The sequence below is a fragment of the Streptomyces sp. CC53 genome, assembly GCF_001865245.1.
Lineage (GTDB): Bacteria > Actinomycetota > Actinomycetes > Streptomycetales > Streptomycetaceae > Streptomyces.
This window is the reverse complement of record NZ_MKXB01000142.1, coordinates 31189-47681: the sequence shown is the minus strand read 5'-3', so window position 1 is coordinate 47681 and position 16493 is coordinate 31189. Positions and strand designations below refer to the sequence as shown.

At 74.9% G+C, this 16493-nt stretch carries 12 protein-coding genes; 3 read left to right on the top strand and 9 right to left on the bottom strand.

What is annotated here, in order from left to right; genetic code table 11:
- Positions 1–471 (bottom strand): tetrahydrofolate dehydrogenase/cyclohydrolase catalytic domain-containing protein (locus tag BJP40_RS14130; protein WP_305727966.1); only part of this gene is annotated, 471 nt, incomplete at its 3' end.
- Positions 472–849: 378 nt separating this feature from the next.
- Between BJP40_RS14130 and BJP40_RS14125 the strand changes: the two genes are divergently transcribed.
- The gene (locus BJP40_RS14125) at positions 850–1386 is read left to right on the top strand and encodes a hypothetical protein (protein ID WP_071280667.1); all 537 of its coding nucleotides are present in this window, start codon (positions 850–852) and stop codon (positions 1384–1386) included.
- A gap of 555 nt (positions 1387–1941) precedes the next feature.
- On the opposite strand, the gene purH is transcribed toward BJP40_RS14125, so the two are convergent.
- Together purH and purN are read right to left on the bottom strand one after the other, a co-directional pair.
- Entirely contained in the window at positions 1942–3519 is a 1578-nt protein-coding gene (gene purH, locus BJP40_RS14120; protein WP_071280666.1) for a bifunctional phosphoribosylaminoimidazolecarboxamide formyltransferase/IMP cyclohydrolase, read from the bottom strand.
- Positions 3506–4138 carry a phosphoribosylglycinamide formyltransferase gene (gene purN / locus BJP40_RS14115; protein WP_071280665.1) on the bottom strand — a complete coding sequence of 211 codons (633 nt, stop codon included), beginning with the start codon at positions 4136–4138 and terminating at the stop codon, positions 3506–3508. Before purN ends, purH begins: the two co-directional genes overlap by 14 nt.
- A 253-nt stretch (positions 4139–4391) precedes the next feature.
- On the opposite strand from purN, the gene BJP40_RS14110 reads away from it, so the two are divergent.
- On the top strand, positions 4392–5183 hold the full coding sequence (locus tag BJP40_RS14110) for a hypothetical protein (protein WP_071280664.1): 792 nt from the start codon (positions 4392–4394) through the stop codon (positions 5181–5183).
- 267 nt (positions 5184–5450) lie between these two features.
- Here BJP40_RS14110 and BJP40_RS14105 read toward each other — a convergent pair whose 3' ends face one another.
- Positions 5451–7031: a DUF6350 family protein gene (locus tag BJP40_RS14105; RefSeq protein WP_143065948.1), complete on the bottom strand. Its 1581-nt coding sequence runs from the start codon at positions 7029–7031 to the stop codon at positions 5451–5453.
- A 408-nt stretch (positions 7032–7439) separates the two neighbouring features.
- Here BJP40_RS14105 and BJP40_RS14095 point away from each other — a divergent pair, with 408 nt between their 5' ends.
- A complete protein-coding gene (locus BJP40_RS14095; protein ID WP_226962498.1) occupies positions 7440–8315 on the top strand; it encodes a sigma-70 family RNA polymerase sigma factor in 876 nt (291 codons plus the stop codon).
- A 573-nt stretch (positions 8316–8888) separates the two neighbouring features.
- Here BJP40_RS14095 and sucD read toward each other — a convergent pair.
- From sucD to BJP40_RS14070, 5 genes are all read right to left on the bottom strand, one after another.
- Entirely contained in the window at positions 8889–9779 is an 891-nt protein-coding gene (sucD, locus tag BJP40_RS14090) for a succinate--CoA ligase subunit alpha (protein ID WP_071267102.1), read from the bottom strand.
- 24 nt (positions 9780–9803) lie between these two features.
- Positions 9804–10982, bottom strand: a complete 1179-nt coding sequence (gene sucC / locus BJP40_RS14085; protein WP_071267100.1) for an ADP-forming succinate--CoA ligase subunit beta — start codon at positions 10980–10982, stop codon at positions 9804–9806.
- 638 nt (positions 10983–11620) lie between these two features.
- Positions 11621–12799, bottom strand: coding sequence for a VWA domain-containing protein (locus BJP40_RS14080; RefSeq protein ID WP_071280660.1), 1179 nt, complete (start codon positions 12797–12799; stop codon positions 11621–11623).
- Positions 12796–15252 (bottom strand): DUF5682 family protein, encoded by a 2457-nt coding sequence (locus BJP40_RS14075; RefSeq protein WP_071280659.1) that lies wholly within the window; start codon positions 15250–15252, stop codon positions 12796–12798. Before BJP40_RS14075 ends, BJP40_RS14080 begins: the two co-directional genes overlap by 4 nt.
- A complete protein-coding gene (locus BJP40_RS14070; RefSeq protein WP_226962885.1) occupies positions 15249–16385 on the bottom strand; it encodes an AAA family ATPase in 1137 nt (378 codons plus the stop codon). Before BJP40_RS14070 ends, BJP40_RS14075 begins: the two co-directional genes overlap by 4 nt.
- Positions 16386–16493: the final 108 nt, after the last annotated feature.

The window sequence follows — 16493 nt, the reverse complement described above, 5'->3', positions numbered from 1 at the left end:
CGCGATCTCCACGCCGTGGCGGCGCAGCAGCGTGACGATGCCGGCGGGCGTGCAGGGCCGCGGCGCGGGGACGCCGAGCACCAGGCGGCCGAGGTTCGTGGGGTGCAGTCCGTCCCCGTCCTTGGGGGGGTCCATCAGTTCCAGCACGCGGTTCGTGTCGATGCCCTTGGGCAGCGGGAGCTGCACGATGTAGCCGGTGCACGCCGGGTCCTCGTTGAGCTCGCGGACGACGGCCTCGATCTCTTCCTGCGTCGCCGTCGCGGGCAGCTCGCGCTGGATCGACGCGATGCCGACCTGCGCGCAGTCGCGGTGCTTGCCCGCCACGTACTTCTGGCTGCCGACGTCCTCGCCGACGAGCAGGGTCCCCAGCCCCGGTGTGATGCCCCTGGCCTTCAGATCGGCCACGCGGGCGGTGAGATCGGACTTGATCGCGGCTGCGGTGGCCTTGCCGTCGAGAATCTGGGCGCTCATGCGCCCCATCTTCCCGGATGGACGCCGTGCTCCACCAATTCCCCGGTGCGGCCGCGGAGATCCGTACGGATGTGTACAGGTCCGTGTACGTGGCGTGTGCGGGCGGCGGCGGAATGACGCGTGTCCGGTGCGTCCGGCAGAAGACCGCGGGACGGCCGCCGTGCCGCAACATTCCATGTGCACAACAATCCAGCGTCCGATCATCTATACGACTGGACAAAGGGACGTTCGAAATAACACGATGATCCGCGCAATGCCGCGGGCAGTGCCGGGGGGACTGGCGGCCGCGATACGCAGATTTCCGTTTGCGTATACGCCGAAGTGCCGTTCCTCCGCGCGGGCCGCGCGTCCCCGCACGACCCACGGAGGAAGTCCGCCATGAGCTTCGGCGACCCCAACAACCCCTACGGCAACCAGCAGCCGCAGCCCGGCTACGGCTACCCCCAGGCCCCGGGCCAGTTCGGCGGCCCCGGCGGCTACCCGGCCGCCCCCCTGCAGATGCCCGGTGGCGTCAAGGCCGCCCAGGTCATGATGTGGGTCATCGCCGGCCTGCAGCTCCTCGGCGTCGCGCTCCTCGGCTTCGGCGTGGCCGCGATCAACTCCGTCAAGGACGACCCCGAGGCCCAGCAGATCGAGGGCTTCAACGAGCTCATGGACATGGGCACCGGCGTGGTCTACGCCCTGATCGTCGTCGCCGTCCTCTACATGGCGGCGTCCGTCGCGATGGCCCTGCAGTGCGGCAAGGGCGGCAACGGCGCCCGCATCGGCATCATCGTGTACGCGTCGATCGGCCTGGTGCTCAGCATCTACCCGTTCTTCCCGCTGAGCCTGGTGCACCTGGTGCTGCTGATCCTGGTCATCGTCTTCGTGGCGAAGCGGGACGGCGCCGCCTGGTTCCAGCGCCCGCGCCACTGAGGCCGCCGAGCCGACGAGCGGCTCACCGGGGCCCGGTCCGCGACCCTCACCGAACCGATCGGTGACCTCGCGGCCCGGGCCCTGCCCATGAGGCCGGCGGGGTCCGCAACCGCCCGCCCAGCGGCGGATGCCGCAGCCGTGGGCACGCCCGCGCTCGCACCTGTACGGGGACGCCCCCGCCCTGGCCTTCAGACCCGTCCCGCCGTCCTTCGGCAGCCCCCGCACCAGGGGCGGGCACGGCGACGGCGACCGGCCCCGAGAGCACCGCTGCGCCACCCCCGCGGTGAACGGGTACGCACAGCCTGCCGACCGGCCGCTCCAGGGATCAACGGCTGCGAGGGGTCCGTCAGGGTGGAGGGCGTCGCGGCCTCCCCGGTGACAGCCCGTGCGTCACGCCGGGGAAGGGCGCCGATCCCCACCGCTGCCGGACCAAGGCACCGGGCCACCACGAGAAGACGGTCACGTGCCGCCCCTCCGCCGAGGTGAGACGCGACGGCGCCGGACGCCTCACGGGGAGGCGTCCGGCGCCGCACGGTCACATCGACCGGGAAGGCGTCAGTGGAAGAAGTGGCGGGTGCCGGTGAAGTACATCGTCACGCCCGCCTTCCTGGCTGCCTCGACGACCTGCTCGTCGCGGACCGAACCACCCGGCTGCACGACGGCCTTCACGCCCGCCGCCGTCAGGATCTCCAGGCCGTCGGGGAAGGGGAAGAACGCGTCCGACGCGGCGTACGCCCCGCGGGCCCGCTCCTCGCCGGCGCGCTCGACGGCCAGCTTGGCGGAGTCGACGCGGTTGACCTGCCCCATGCCGACGCCGACGCTGGCACCGTCCTTGGCGAGCAGGATGGCGTTGGACTTGACGGCCCGGCAGGCCCGCCACGCGAACGCCAGCTCGGCCAGCCCGGCCCCGGACAGGGCCTCGCCCGCGGCGAGGGTCCAGGTGGCCGGGTCGTCGCCGTCGGCCTGCAGACGGTCGGTGACCTGGAGCAGCGCACCGCCGTCGATGGGCTTGAACTCGACGGGCGCGGACGGGGCGTCGGGGCAGCGCAGCACGCGGATGTTCTTCTTCCGGGCCAGGACCTCGACGGCGCCGTCCTCGTAGTCGGGCGCGACGATGACCTCGGTGAAGATGTCGGCGACCTGCTCGGCCATGGCGACGGACACCGGGCGGTTGACGGCGATCACGCCGCCGAACGCGGAGAGCGGGTCGCAGGCGTGCGCCTTGCGGTGGGCCTCGGCGACGTCGGCGCCGACGGCGATACCGCAGGGGTTGGCGTGCTTGATGATCGCCACGCACGGCTCGGTGTGGTCGTACGCGGCGCGGCGCGCGGCCTCCGTGTCCGTGTAGTTGTTGAAGGACATCTCCTTGCCGTGCAGCTGCTCCGCCTCGGCGAGGCCGCCCTTGCCGTCGACGTACAGCGCGGCGTCCTGGTGCGGGTTCTCGCCGTAGCGCAGGACGTTCTTGCGGGTGTACGTGCCGCCCACGAAGTCCGGGAAGCGCCTGGCGGCGGAACCGCTGTCGGCCGCCGTGTCGGCGGGGGCGTACGAGGAGGCGAACCAGGACGCCACGGCCACGTCGTAGGCGGCGGTGTGCTGGAACGCCTCCGCGGCCAGCCGCTTGCGGGCCGCCAGGTCGAAGCCGCCGCCCGCGACGGCGGCGAGGACGTCGCCGTACCGGGCCGGGGACGTCACCACGGCGACGGACGGGTGGTTCTTGGCGGCGGCGCGGACCATGGACGGGCCGCCGATGTCGATCTGCTCCACGCACTCGTCGGGGCCCGCGCCGGACGCGACGGTCGCCTCGAAGGGGTAGAGGTTCACGACGACCAGATCGAAGGGCTCCACACCGAGTTCGGCGAGCTGCTCGCGGTGCGCGTCCAGGCGCAGGTCCGCGAGGATGCCGGCGTGGACGCGCGGGTGCAGGGTCTTGACGCGGCCGTCCAGGCACTCCGGGAAGCCCGTCAGCTCCTCGACCTTGGTGACCGGCACGCCGGCCGCGGCGATCCGCGCGGCCGTGGAGCCCGTGGAGACCAGCTCGACGCCCGCCTCGTGCAGCCCGCGGGCCAGCTCCTCCAGACCCGTCTTGTCGTAGACGCTGATCAACGCGCGACGGATGGGCTTATTCACCGACATGAACCTTTCGTCCCTCAATACGGTAGCCGTGCCGGGCCAGACGCCCCACGACCTCGACGAGCAGCCTGCGCTCGACTTCCTTGATGCGCTCATGGAGAGCGGCTTCGTCGTCCGTGTCCCGCACCTCGACCACGCCCTGGGCGATGATCGGGCCGGTGTCGACGCCGTCGTCGACGAAGTGGACGGTGCATCCGGTGACCTTCGCGCCGTACGCGAGTGCGTCCCGCACCCCGTGGGCACCGGGAAAACCGGGCAGGAGGGCGGGGTGCGTGTTGATCGTCCGCCCGCCGAAGCGCGCCAGGAACTCCTTCCCGACGATCTTCATGAAGCCGGCGGAGACGACGAGGTCGGGCGCGTACGCGGCGGTCGCCTCGGCGAGGGCCCTGTCCCACGCGTCACGGCTGTCGTGGTCCTTCACCCGGCACACGAACGTCGGCAGCCCGGCGCGCTCGGCCCGCTCCAGACCGGCGATGCCGGTGCGGTCCGCGCCCACGGCGACGATCTCGACGGCGGAACCGAATCCTGCGGGGTCGGCGGCGACGGCGTCGAGCAGAGCCTGCAGGTTCGTCCCCGATCCGGAGACCAGGACGACGACACGGGCGGGGGCGGCGGCAGCCACGGGGGGACTCTTTTCGCTGTTCCGTTCGGCTTTGTGTGGTCGTACAAACGCGTCGCACCCTCGGATACGGGGAACTCTACGAAGGAGCCGACCGTCAGCAACGATACCGGCACGGCGTCCCTCCCCCACGGGACGGGGGCGGACCAGGGCGGTAGCGTCTGGGGCGGGAGCCGTCCGGACGTACGGACGGACACGACAACACAAGATCCGCGGGCGCCCGTTGCCCCGGGTCTGAGGGGAAGACGTTCACCACATGCCGGACCGACGCCGCCGCACGGCCACCCACCTCCTGCCGCGGGAACGCCAGTCCACCGACGACAGCAACCCGTTCGCGCCGCCGCCGGAGGGCAGGCCCGACCAGCCCTGGCAGCCGCGGCACCGGTCCGGTGAGGGCGACGGGGACGACGGCGGCCAGGACGAGGGCGGCTCCAAGGAGCCCGGGGGCCGGTGGAGCGCGCACCAGCCGGGGCGGTCGTCCGGCGGCTTCGGCGGGAACGGCGGTCAGGGCGGTCAGGGCGGCGACGGACCGGGGGGCAACGGCCCCTGGGGCGGCGGCCAGGGCCCCGGACGCCCGGAGGGCCCGCAACTGCGCTGGGACCCGACGGACCCGGCCCAGCGGCGCGCCCGCTACGCCCTGCTCAGCGGCATGTGGGGGTTCTTCTTCGCCGTTTTCCGCTTCCAGGAGCTCGCGCTGCTGCTGGCGGCGCTGGCCCTGTACTGGGGGCTGAGCTCGCTGCGCGCCCGCAGCAAGGCGCCGTCGCCGGGCGGCCCGGCCGGCCGGGACACGGCGGGCGCGGGGGCCACGGCGGCGTCCGGCGCCGCGGGGCCCGCGGCGGCGGCCCGCTCGCAGACCACCGCGGCGGTGAGCGGCATCATCACGGCGTCACTGGCCCTGGTGATCATCGCGTCGACGCTCACGCTGCAACTGGTCTACCGGGACTACTACGCGTGCGTGGACGACGCGCTGACGAAGGACGGCCGCGTCGCCTGCAACGAACTCCTGCCGGAGCCGCTGCGCGACTACATGGGCGTCCCTGAGGAGTAGCCCGCCGCCACGCCCACGGCGTGCGCGGGGCGGCCGCCCGGTCACCCTGGCGGCGCACCCTCCCCAGGCACGTCGTGGGCCCGCCCGGGCGAGGTGTTGCGGGGCGATGTGCGGGGCAGGTGCCGCTTGCTGCGGGGCGTTGCGGGGCGATGTACCGGACGGTGCGGGGCAGGCGCGGCTTGCGGCGCGGGCCCGGCGGCCGACCGGGGCCGTGGGCGACCAGTGACCCGGCCGTCGCGGCAGGGGCCCCGACCGCCCCCGAGTCGTCTACCGCTGGTCGCGGGCCGGGGCCCAGTCGAGGCCCAGCGGGTCGTCCCACGCGTGGTCCCGGGCCGGTTCCGGCTGCGGGGCCTCCTCCGGCGGTGCGGGGTCCAGCAGGCCCCCGCCGGCTTCCTTGAGCGCCGCCCACCTGGCCCGCCGGGCGTCGGGGTCCTCCCATGCGGCGGGCAGCGCCCCGTACGCGTCCGACTCCTCCTCCGGCAGGGCCTCGCGGGCGGCCGGCCGTACCGCCGGTTCCCCGCGTTCGTCGCGCCCGTGCGGCACCTCCTCCTCCCGGACCTCAGCGCCGCCCTGCGCGTGCCGGCCCTGCTGGGGGCCGGGCGGGGTGACGGGCGCGTGCGCCGCAGCCGCGGCCGGTTCCGGAGCCGCACCCGGGAAGCCGCCGCCCCCGGACCGGTCCCGTACCCGCCAAGCGCGCAGCGCCAGCGCCACCGGGACGCCGATCACCGCCGTCCATGCCAGGGCCGCCGCGCCCGCCTGCCACCACACCGGGCCGAACGCGGCCAGCCGCCCCCGGCCGAGGGGACCGCCCGCGGCCGCCGCCAGCGCCGCGGTGACACCACCGCACAGGACCGCGGCCAGCAGGACGGTGGCTGCCGTTCCGCGAAGGCCCCAGGCCTCGTCGCCGCGGGCCCGCGGGGGCGCCGCAGCACCTGCCGTGCGCCACGCCGCGACCAGGCCCGCGGCCACCGGCACCACCGCGACCGACCACGTCAGCCAGCCGCCGCGGGCCGCTCCCTCCGGCACCGCGGCGAGCAGCGGGAAGTCCGGTACGGCCACGTCACCGCTCACCGCCAGCGGGGTCACCGCCGCGCCCGTGCCCAGCAGGAAGCCGGGGCCCAGGCCGTACGCCGCTCCCCACACCGCCGCGTTCGGCAGCAGCGCCACGACCAGCGCCAGGACGGCCGCCCGTCCGCCCCACTCGCCGGACAGGCCCGTCAGCGACGCCCGCGCCGCCCCCGCGTGCCAGCCCACCGCGACGGCGGCCACGAGCGCCCCGCCCACCAGCAGGACCGCGAGGGCGCCGCCCGCAGCCCGTACCGCCACCAGGGAACGCGACCGTGCGGGGGCGCACCGCACCCACTGCGGCAGCCACGGGGGCAGCGGCCCCAGGGGGCGCCCCCGGGCGGTCCACGCGCCGGCGGCCGCCGCGAGCAGCACCACCCACGGCACGTGCAGCGCCGCGCTCGCCGCGGCGGCGGTCGGCGCCCCGTCCCGGGTGTACGCCACCGCCCCGACGGCGACCAGCAGGTAGCCCGCGGTGACGGCGGCCACGACGCCGGGCGAGGAGGGACGGGCCCGCGCGTCCCCCGGGTCCAGCGCGTCCCTCGACGTCCGGTAGACCAGCCACACGGGCAGCGCCGCGAGCAGCAGCGGCACCACACCGACCGGCGCCGGGGCCCCGGCCAGGGTGTCGGGCCGCACCAGTTCCGTCCCGTGCGCCAGCAGCCACAGCGCCGCCGCCACGCGCAGGGCGCCTCCGGGGCCGCTGTCCGGGTACGGGGAGCTGATCCACGCCACGATCACCAGCACGGCCAGCCCGCCCAGCCCGAGGCCCGCGGCGATCACCCCGCGCACCAGGCACACGGCTGCCGCGGCGGAAGCACTCCCCCCGTACACCACGGACGACGCCGGGGACGCAGACGGAGCCGGTGCAGCCTGCGGGGTCGGGGACGGGCGGAACGCGGGCGGGGCCGGCTGCGGAGGCGTGCCGGACGAAGCGGCCGGCCGGGACACGGGCGCCGGAGCGGACGGCCGGGGAGGCGGCGAGGACGGCGCGGGCTGCGGCGGTGACGCCGACGCGGAAGGCGGCGACGCGGCGGCAGCGGGCTCGGGGGCGGCCGGCGCCGCGGGACTCGGCGGCGGGGTCGGGGCGGACGGGTCGCGCGTCAACTCGGTCACGGAAGCATGCTGCCAACGACACGCGCTGTAGCCATGTAACGGGCGTACGCCCGTTGTGTCGCTCAAGATACGGTTATGTACTTTTCCGCCCAGCTTGTACGGTCCGCGCCTTCCGCGGTGTCCGGGGCGTCCGCGACCCCCGCAGCGCGCCCCTCGCCCGTCGAGGCCTTCGACGCGCTGTACGCGCATGTCGCCCCCTCCCTCGCCCGGCAGGCGTACCTGCTGACCGGCCGGCGGCAGCTGGCGCGCGAGGCCGTGGAACGGGCCTTCCACCAGGCATGGGAGCGGTGGCCCGAGGTCGCGGTGGACCGTGATCCCGCGGGCTGGGTACGGGCGGCGGCACACGACCACGCCCTGTCGCCCTGGCACAGGCTGCGCCTCGGCCACACCCGGGCCGCGGAACCGCAGGACCAGGGGGACGACCGGCAGCTCCGCACGGCCCTGCTCGCCCTGCCCGCCCCGTACCGCCGCTCCCTGCTGCTCTTCGACGGGCTGCGCCTCGGCCTCCCGGAGACCGCGGCCGAGACGGAGGCCAGCACCCCCGCCGCGGCCCACCGGCTGCTGCACGCCCGCGAGGCCGTCGCGGGGCTGCTGCCCGAGCTCGCCTCGGCCGGGCGACTGCGGGAGCGGCTCGCCGCCCTGCTGGCCGACGGTCCGGCGCCGCCCCTGGCCCCGCCCGCCGCCGTCCGCTCGGGCGGCGAGCGGCGGGTGCGGCTGTGGGTGCGCGGCACGGCGGCGATGACCGCCCTGATCGCGGCGGCGACCGCCTTCACCCTGGCGACCGCGCCGACCCGGTACGAACCGGTGATCGCACCCGGCGAGGCGGTGGCGGGGGTGCCACCGGCCCTGGGCGGCCCGCCGCAGCTGACCACCGCGGACCGGAAGCTGCGCGAGCGGCTCGACAAGGAGTCCGTGACCGGGCCGCCCCGTCTCGTACCCGACGCCCGGTGACCGGACGGCCGCCCGTTCCGCACGCGGACGGACCCGGCGGTCTATCCGGCCCCGCGACCGGCGTGACGCGGCCACGGCGGGAGGGGCGGACAGGGCGCGGCCGGTCCCTCCGCGGCGTCGGTGGGGCGGCCTCGGCGCAGCCGGGACGCCGGCGGCCCCCGACGAGCGGTCGGCTGGACGGCATCCGGGGCCGTTCCGGTGGACAGCCCCGCAGGCGGTCCGTTGGCCGGCCCGGCGGGCAGCCGGCTGGACGGCGCCCGGGCCGATCACGCACGGCGTGCGGCGCGGGCCGCACGCTCGTGGCCGGTGCGTCCGCGATCCGGGCGTCCGCCGGGTGGGAGATCCTGCGGGCGCCGTCGGGGACGGGGGACCGCCCGCCGTGCCGCGGACGACCACTGCCCGGCACACCTCGCTCGACGGACCGCTGCCAGCCCCCGGCCTCACCGTGTACGCACGCCCCCGGACGCGTACCGCCCCCGCATGCGAGCGGGCCCGCCCCCGGTCGTCACCGGGAACGGGCCCACGCGTCGTACGGTCCCTGCGGTCCGCACGGAAAGCGGCTCAGGCGGAGCCTCAGGCGCGACCCTCAAGGATCTCGCGCGCCAGCTTGGCCGTCTCGGTCGGCGTCTTGCCGACCTTGACGCCCGCGGCCTCCAGGGCCTCCTTCTTCGCCTGCGCGGTGCCGGAGGAGCCGGAGACGATGGCGCCGGCGTGGCCCATGGTCTTGCCCTCGGGCGCGGTGAAGCCCGCGACGTAGCCGACGACCGGCTTGGTGACGTGGGCCTTGATGAAGTCGGCCGCACGCTCCTCGGCGTCGCCGCCGATCTCACCGATCATGACGATCAGCTCGGTCTCCGGGTCGGCCTCGAAGGCCTCCAGGGCGTCGATGTGGGTGGTGCCGATGACCGGGTCGCCACCGATGCCGACGCAGGACGAGAAGCCGATGTCACGCAGCTCGTACATCATCTGGTAGGTCAGCGTGCCGGACTTCGAGACCAGGCCGATCTTGCCCGGCTTGGTGATGTCGCCCGGGATGATGCCGGCGTTCGACGCGCCCGGCGTGATGAGGCCGGGGCAGTTCGGGCCGATGATGCGGGTCTTGTTGCCCTTCGACTTCGCGTACGCCCAGAAGGCCGCGGAGTCGTGGACGGCGATGCCCTCGGTGATGACGACCGCGAGCGGGATCTCGGCGTCAATGGCCTCGACGACGGCCGCCTTGGCGAAGGCCGGGGGCACGAAGAGGACGGAGACGTTGGCGCCGGTCTTCTCCATCGCCTCGGCGACGGAGCCGAAGACGGGAACCTCGGTGCCGTCGAAGTCGACGGACGTGCCGGCCTTGCGCGGGTTGACGCCACCAACGATGTTGGTGCCGTCACCCAGCATGAGCTTGGTGTGCTTCATGCCCGTGGCGCCGGTCATGCCCTGGACGATGACCTTGCTGTCCTTGTTGAGGAAGATAGCCATGGTGTGTCTGTGACCTCGTCCCTATTACTTCGCAGCCGCGAGCTCGGCGGCCTTGTCGGCCGCGCCGTCCATGGTGTCCACGCGCTGCACGAGCGGGTGGTTCGCGTCCGACAGGATCTTGCGACCCAGCTCCGCGTTGTTGCCGTCGAGGCGCACGACCAGGGGCTTCGTGACGTCCTCGCCCTTGGACTTGAGCAGCTCCAGGGCCTGGACGATGCCGTTGGCGACCTCGTCGCAGGCGGTGATGCCGCCGAAGACGTTGACGAAGACGGACTTGACGTCCGGGTCGCCGAGGATGATCTCCAGGCCGTTGGCCATGACCTCGGCCGAGGCGCCGCCGCCGATGTCCAGGAAGTTGGCGGGCTTCACGCCGCCGTGCGCCTCACCGGCGTAGGCGACGACGTCCAGGGTCGACATGACCAGGCCGGCGCCGTTGCCGATGATGCCGACCTCGCCGTCCAGCTTGACGTAGTTGAGGTTCTTGGCCTTGGCCGCGGCCTCCAGCGGGTTGGCCGCCGCCTTGTCGACGAGCGCCTCGTGCTCGGGCTGGCGGAAGTCCGCGTTCTCGTCCAGGGACACCTTGCCGTCGAGGGCGATGACGTCCCCGGAGGCGACCTTGGCGAGCGGGTTGACCTCGACGAGGAGGGCGTCCTCGGCGACGAAGGTCTTCCACAGGGTGACCATGACCTCGGCCACCTTCTCGGCGACCTCGGCCGGGAACTGCGCCTGCGCGACGATCTCGCGGGCCTTCTCGATGCTGACGCCCTCGTTGGCGTCGACCGGGACCTTGGCGAGCTTCTCGGGGGTCGTGGCGGCGACCTCCTCGATGTCCATGCCGCCCGCGACCGAGGCCATGGCCAGGAAGGTGCGGTTCGTCCGGTCGAGGAGGTACGAGACGTAGTACTCCTCAAGGATCTCCGGAGCGGTCTCGGCGATCATCACCTTGTGGACCGTGTGGCCCTTGATGTCCATGCCGAGAATGTCCGTCGCCCGCGCGACGGCCTCGTCCGGAGTGGCCGCCAGCTTCACGCCGCCGGCCTTGCCGCGGCCGCCGACCTTCACCTGCGCCTTGACGACCGACTTGCCGCCCAGACGCTCGGTGGCCTCGCGCGCCGCCTCAGGCGTGTCGATGACTTCACCGGCCAGCACCGGTACACCGTGCTTGGCGAAGAGGTCCCTCGCCTGGTACTCGAACAGGTCCACGCGCGTCCGTCCCTTTTCTGGTGATCGCGGTTCGTTTTCATGCGTGGGCGTGCCGCGCGCCCGGGGTGCGGGCGGAGGGCAACGTGACTGCTCTGTCACTGAGGGAGGGCGTACACGGTGTCCGTGTGACGCGGCATGTCCGTCCCGCAGGTTATCCCCGGACGCCGTGGGTCCCTAAATCACAGATCACACCGGTGTGGTGATACCTGTCACAGCAGGGAATCGCACAGTCACCTCAAACGGGCGGTCCCACCTGGTGTGAGGCCGCCCGCCGCTGCGGATTTCGTACCAGATCCGGCGGTCGGCCGAGGCGCTCCGGCGTGACGGCTCTCACGACGCACCGACCTCCGGCGACGCCCGGGACCGCTGGCCCGGCGAGGGCGCCGACGGGTGACGCGGCAGGCACGGACGGGTGATCGGGCATGCCCCGAAGGCGGCGGGCGGTCCGGCCACCGCGACACCGCGGAGCGGGCGGGTCCGGCCACAGCAGACGGCACCGGCCGCCCCGGCAGCCACCGGGCGAGTCCGGGTACCGGCACCAGCACCGCCGGCAGCGGCGGGGGCCGTACGCGGGCGAGGGCGGCCGAGCGCGGCCCGGCCTGCGGGCGGTGCCCGGCACGGCTCCGCACGCCGGGGTGTCACGCGCCTTCGGGAACCGGTATCGGGCGCCGCTCCAACGCCGCGGCCATCACCTCCGGGAACCGGTCGGGGGTGCAGGCGAAGGCCGGCACGCCCAGCGCGGCCAGCGCGGCGGCGTGCTCGCGGTCGTACGAGGGGGCACCGTCGTCGGAGAGGGCGAGCAGCGCCACCACCTGGACCCCGGAGGCCGTCATCTCCGCCGCCCGTTTCAGCATCCCGTCCCGGATGCCGCCCTCGTACAGGTCGCTGATGAGCACCACGACCGTGTCGGTGGGGCGGGTGATGCGCGACTGGCAGTAGGCGAGCGCCCGGTCGATGTCGGTGCCACCGCCCAGCCGGGTGCCGAAGAGCACGTCGACCGGGTCGTGCAGCCGGTCCGTCAGGTCGGCGACGGAGGTGTCGAAGACGACCAGCCGGGTCGACAACGACCGCACGGACGCGAGCACGGCCCCGAACACGGCGGCGTACACGAGGGACGCCGCCATCGAGCCCGACTGGTCGACGCACAGCACCACCTCCTTCCTCACGGTCCGCGAGGCCCGCCCGTGGCCGACCAGCCGCTCGGGGACGACGGTGCGGTGCTCCGGCAGGTAGTGCGCGAGGTTGGCACGGATCGTCCGGTGCCAGTCGATGTCCTGGTGGCGCGGTCGGGCGGTGCGGGCGCTGCGGTCGAGGGCGCCCGTGAGGGTGACGCGCGTACGCGCCGAAAGCCGCTTCTCCAGGTCCTCCACGACGGTGCGGACGACGGCCCGCGCGGTCTCCCGCGTCGTCTCGGGCATGACGTGGGCGAGGGAGAGCAGGGTGCCCACCAGGTGGATGTCCGGCTCCACGGCCTCCAGCACGTCCGGCTCGGTCAGCAGCGCCGCCAGGCCGAGCCGGTCGATCGCGTCGCGCTGCATCACCTGGACGACGGAGCGCGGGAAGTAGGTGCGGATGTCCCCGAGCCAGCGGGCGGCGGACGGCGCCGAGCCACCGAGCCCCGCCGAGCGCGGCCCGCGCCCCGGCCGCTCGCCGCCCCTGCCCGCGTCCTCGCCGTACAGGGCGGTCAACGCGCCGTCCACGGCGGCGTCCGTGCCGGCAAGTGCACGTTCCGTTCCGTCGGCTGCGCCGCCGCCGAGGACCAGGCGCCAGCGGCGCAGCCGCTCCTCGTCCTCGCTCCGCTCGTTCGTCGTGGTCACCGGCCCACCCCGATCGCTTCCCCCCGGCCGGGCGCGCCGCCGAGCAGCAGCCGCAGCACGGGCAGCACCCCGTCGGCACGGGCCTCGTCCAGCCCCGCCCCGAACCCCGGGGCGCCGTCCTCGGTGAGTGCGGGACGCGCGCCCCCGGCTGCCGGCCCGCGCCGCACCCGCTCGCCCAGGCTGCGCCGTACGCCGGTGTCGTACGTCGAGAACGTGCGGCGCAGCAACGGCAGCACGTCGGTGAACGCGTCCGCGGGCACGCCCGTCAGCCACCCGTCGACGAGCCCGAGCAGCCGCTCGTCGTGGAGCAGGAGGAGACCTCCGGACCGGTCCTGCCGCGCTGTCTGGCCGTTGGCCGCGCCGAGGAAGCCTTCGATCCACGCGGCCGCGTCGGCGGGTCGCGTTCCCGGTGACAGCGCGAGGGCCATGAGTCGGGCGGCGTCGTCCTCGGGGAGCCGTCCGGCGTCGAGACGGAGGCGGGCGGCACGCCCCCGCAGGGACCCGGGGACGCGGTCCAGCCCGGTGAGTCCGCGCAGGGCGGCGTCCCAGCGGGCACGGACGCCGCGGGCGTCCGGGAGGAGCCTGATCGCGGTGTGTACGGCGTCGAGGTGGCCGCGCATCTCCGCGGCCCCGTCCGCGTCGAGGCCCGTGCAGGCGTGCGGCAGGCCGACGCAGACGCGCAGGGCGAGTCCGGTGGCGACCTCGGCGAGTGCCGCGGTGTCCGTCGAGCGGACGTCCCCGTACCGCAGCGCGCGGGCGAGTGCGGGCAGGGCCCTGGCGAGGCGGCCGACGTCGGCGTCGAGCGCGGCCAGGTCGGCGAGCGACCGCATCACGCGGGGCAGGGCCTCGGGCAGGTCGGCCAGCAGGCAGTGTTCGGCGAGCGCGGTGCCGTCGGTGAGGGACCGTGCGGAGGCGGCCTGCGCCCGGGCCTTCGCGGTGGCGGCGGCGAGCACGGTCGTGCCCCAGAGGCCCGCTTCCGCGACCCGCACGTGCAGTTCCGGTTCCCAGCGCAGCCGCCAGCCCTCCCGGAAGGTGCCGGTGCCGCCGCGGTCGGCGGCGGGGACGCCCCAGTCGACACCGAGGAGGCGCAGCCGGTGCAGCAGGCGGCTGCGTGCGGCGTCGGTGTCCTTGCGCAGGTCCAGGTCGAGTTCGCGTTCCTGGGCGGCGGGCTTGAGCCGCAGGCTGCGCTGGAGCCGGGCCAGGTCGCGTTGCAGCGGTACGGCGGGGGCGGTGCCCGGCACCTCGCCCAGTGCGTCCCCGACGACGAGCCGGTCGCGGACGAGGGCGAGGGGGGCGTCGGAGCCGTCGCACATCACGGCCCGTACGGCGTCGGTCGTCTCGGCCGGTCCGGCGGCGGGGCGCCCCCGCACGGCCGCGAGGGTGCGGGCGAGCCGTACGGCCTCGATGACGTGGGCGGAGGACACGGGGCGGTCCTCCGCGCGGAGCAGGTGGGCGACCTTCGTCATCCAGCGTTCGAGGGGCCGGTCGGGGGCGTGGTAGAGGTGCGCGTACCAGCCGGGCGAGGTGATCCCGGCGCCGTAGCCGGAACGGCGGGCGAGCCTGCGGTGGCTCCAGGGGACCCACGTGGTCTCGGTCCTCACCTTCGGGAGTCCCTTGAGGAGGGCCCGGTCGGCGGTCGCGGTGGTGGCGCGGGTGTCCAGCGCAGGCACGTGCCAGGCCCCGCAGACCACGGCGACGCCGTTCCCGTACTCCTTGCGGGCGGCCCGGATCCGCAGCCGCATGTGGGCCTCGCGGAGCGCGTCGCGGCCCGAGGCCCCGGCGGGCCCGTCGGACGTCTCGCGGAGTGCGCCCAGGGCCTCGGCGACGGCCGCGAACGGCGCGAGGGGGTCGGCGGCCTCGTGGCCCGCGGCGGGTCCGGTGGCAGGGCAGCCGTCCGGCAGGGGTGGGGACGGCGTCCTCCCGTACGGGCCGCGGTGTTCGACGACGTCCTCCCACCACTGCTCGGGGTCGTCGTGCCCGGCGGCCCGGGCGAGGGTGGCCAGGGGGTCGCCGCGCGGGTCGGACCGGCGGGCGGCGGCGTCGCCACCGTCGCCCGCTTCCGCGTCCTCGTCGTCCTCCTCGTCCCAGGTCGGGTCGCCCATCAGGGCGAGGGTGTGGGCGGCGGGCAGGTCGACGAAGCGGACGGCGGCCCCGTGGTCGAGGGCCCAGCGGAGGGCGACCCACTCGGGGGAGAAGGAGGCGAAGGGCCAGAAGGCGGCCTTGCCCGGGTCGTCCGCGGCGTGGGCCAGCAGGGCGACGGGCGGGCGCATGGCCTCGTCGGAGGCGAGCGCCACGAGGGCGTCTCCCTCGGGCGGCCCCTCGATGAGCACGGCCCGCGGCCTCGCCGCGTCCAGTGCCGCCCGCACGGCGCGGGCGGATCCGGGTCCGTGGTGCCGCACCCCGAGCAGCAGCGGCCGGCCCCCCACGGCGTCGTGTGTCGTCGCCGGGGTCATGCGGACACCTCCCGGCAGGCGCGGTAGAAGTCCTTCCAGCCGTCCCTCTCCCGCACGATCGTCTCCAGGTACTCCTGCCAGACGACACGGTCGGCGGCCGGATCGCGGACGACGGCTCCGAGGACGCCGGCGGCCATGTCCCCCGGGCGCAGGACGCCGTCCCCGAAGTGGCTCGCCAGGGCGAGCCCGCCGGTGATCACGGAAATGGCCTCGGCGGTGGACAGCGTGCCCGACGGCGACTTGAGTCGGGTGCGGCCGTCGGCGGTGACGCCGTCGCGGAGTTCGCGGAACACGGTGACGACGCGCCGGATCTCGTCGCTCGCGTCGGGGGTGGCGGGCAGGTCGAGGGAGTGCCCCAGCTGCTCGACGCGCCGCGTGACGATCTCCACCTCGGCCTCAGCCGTCTCGGGCAGCGGGAGCACGACGGTGTTGAAGCGGCGGCGCAGCGCGCTCGACAGGTCGTTGACGCCCCGGTCGCGGTCGTTGGCGGTGGCGATGAGGTTGAAACCGCGCACCGCCTGCACCTCCTCGCCGAGCTCCGGGATGGGCAGCGTCTTCTCGGACAGGACGGTGATCAGGGAGTCCTGGACGTCGGTGGGGATGCGGGTGAGTTCCTCGACACGGGCGGTCATGCCGTGGGCCATGGCGCGCAGGACGGGGCTGGGCACGAGGGCGTCGCGGCTCGGGCCGTGGGCGAGGAGGCGGGCGTAGTCCCACCCGTAGCGGATGGCTTCCTCCGGTGTTCCTGCGGTCCCCTGGACGAGGAGGGTGGAGTCGCCGCTCACGGCGGCCGCCAGGTGCTCGGAGACCCAGGTCTTGGCGGTGCCGGGCACGCCGAGGAGGAGCAGTGCCCGGTCGGTGGCGAGGGTGGCGACCGCGACTTCGACGATGCGGCGCGGGCCGACGTACTTGGGTGTGATCACGGTGCCGTCCGGCAGGGTGCCGCCGAGCAGGTACGTGGCGACGGCCCAGGGCGACAGGCGCCAGCGCTCCGGCCGGGGCCGGTCGTCCGCGGCGGCCAGTGCGGCGAGCTCATGGGCGAACGCGTCCTCGGCGTGCGGCCTCAGCGCCGTGCCGCCGGGCGGGACCTCGCCCTCGGTCCGCGGGGCGGGCCTCTCGGCGTTTCCGGGCATGGTCATGGATTCCCCCTCCAGATCGTTCGCGTGCGTCGACCGGTCTGCGATCCACCGTGCACCACTCCACTGACAATCGGCTGTTGTCGCACGTCACCCGCCATGTGA

Excerpts from the sequence above, each read along its gene's own strand:
- BJP40_RS14125 (WP_071280667.1), top strand. The coding sequence starts at position 850 with ATGAGCTTCGGCGACCCCAACAACCCCTACGGCAACCAGCAGCCGCAG.
- purH (WP_071280666.1), bottom strand. The coding sequence starts at position 3,519 with ATGTCGGTGAATAAGCCCATCCGTCGCGCGTTGATCAGCGTCTACGAC.
- BJP40_RS14110 (WP_071280664.1), top strand. The coding sequence starts at position 4,392 with ATGCCGGACCGACGCCGCCGCACGGCCACCCACCTCCTGCCGCGGGAA.
- BJP40_RS14095 (WP_226962498.1), top strand. The coding sequence starts at position 7,440 with ATGTACTTTTCCGCCCAGCTTGTACGGTCCGCGCCTTCCGCGGTGTCC.
- sucD (WP_071267102.1), bottom strand. The coding sequence starts at position 9,779 with ATGGCTATCTTCCTCAACAAGGACAGCAAGGTCATCGTCCAGGGCATG.
- BJP40_RS14075 (WP_071280659.1), bottom strand. The coding sequence starts at position 15,252 with ATGACCCCGGCGACGACACACGACGCCGTGGGGGGCCGGCCGCTGCTG.
- BJP40_RS14070 (WP_226962885.1), bottom strand. The coding sequence starts at position 16,385 with ATGCCCGGAAACGCCGAGAGGCCCGCCCCGCGGACCGAGGGCGAGGTC.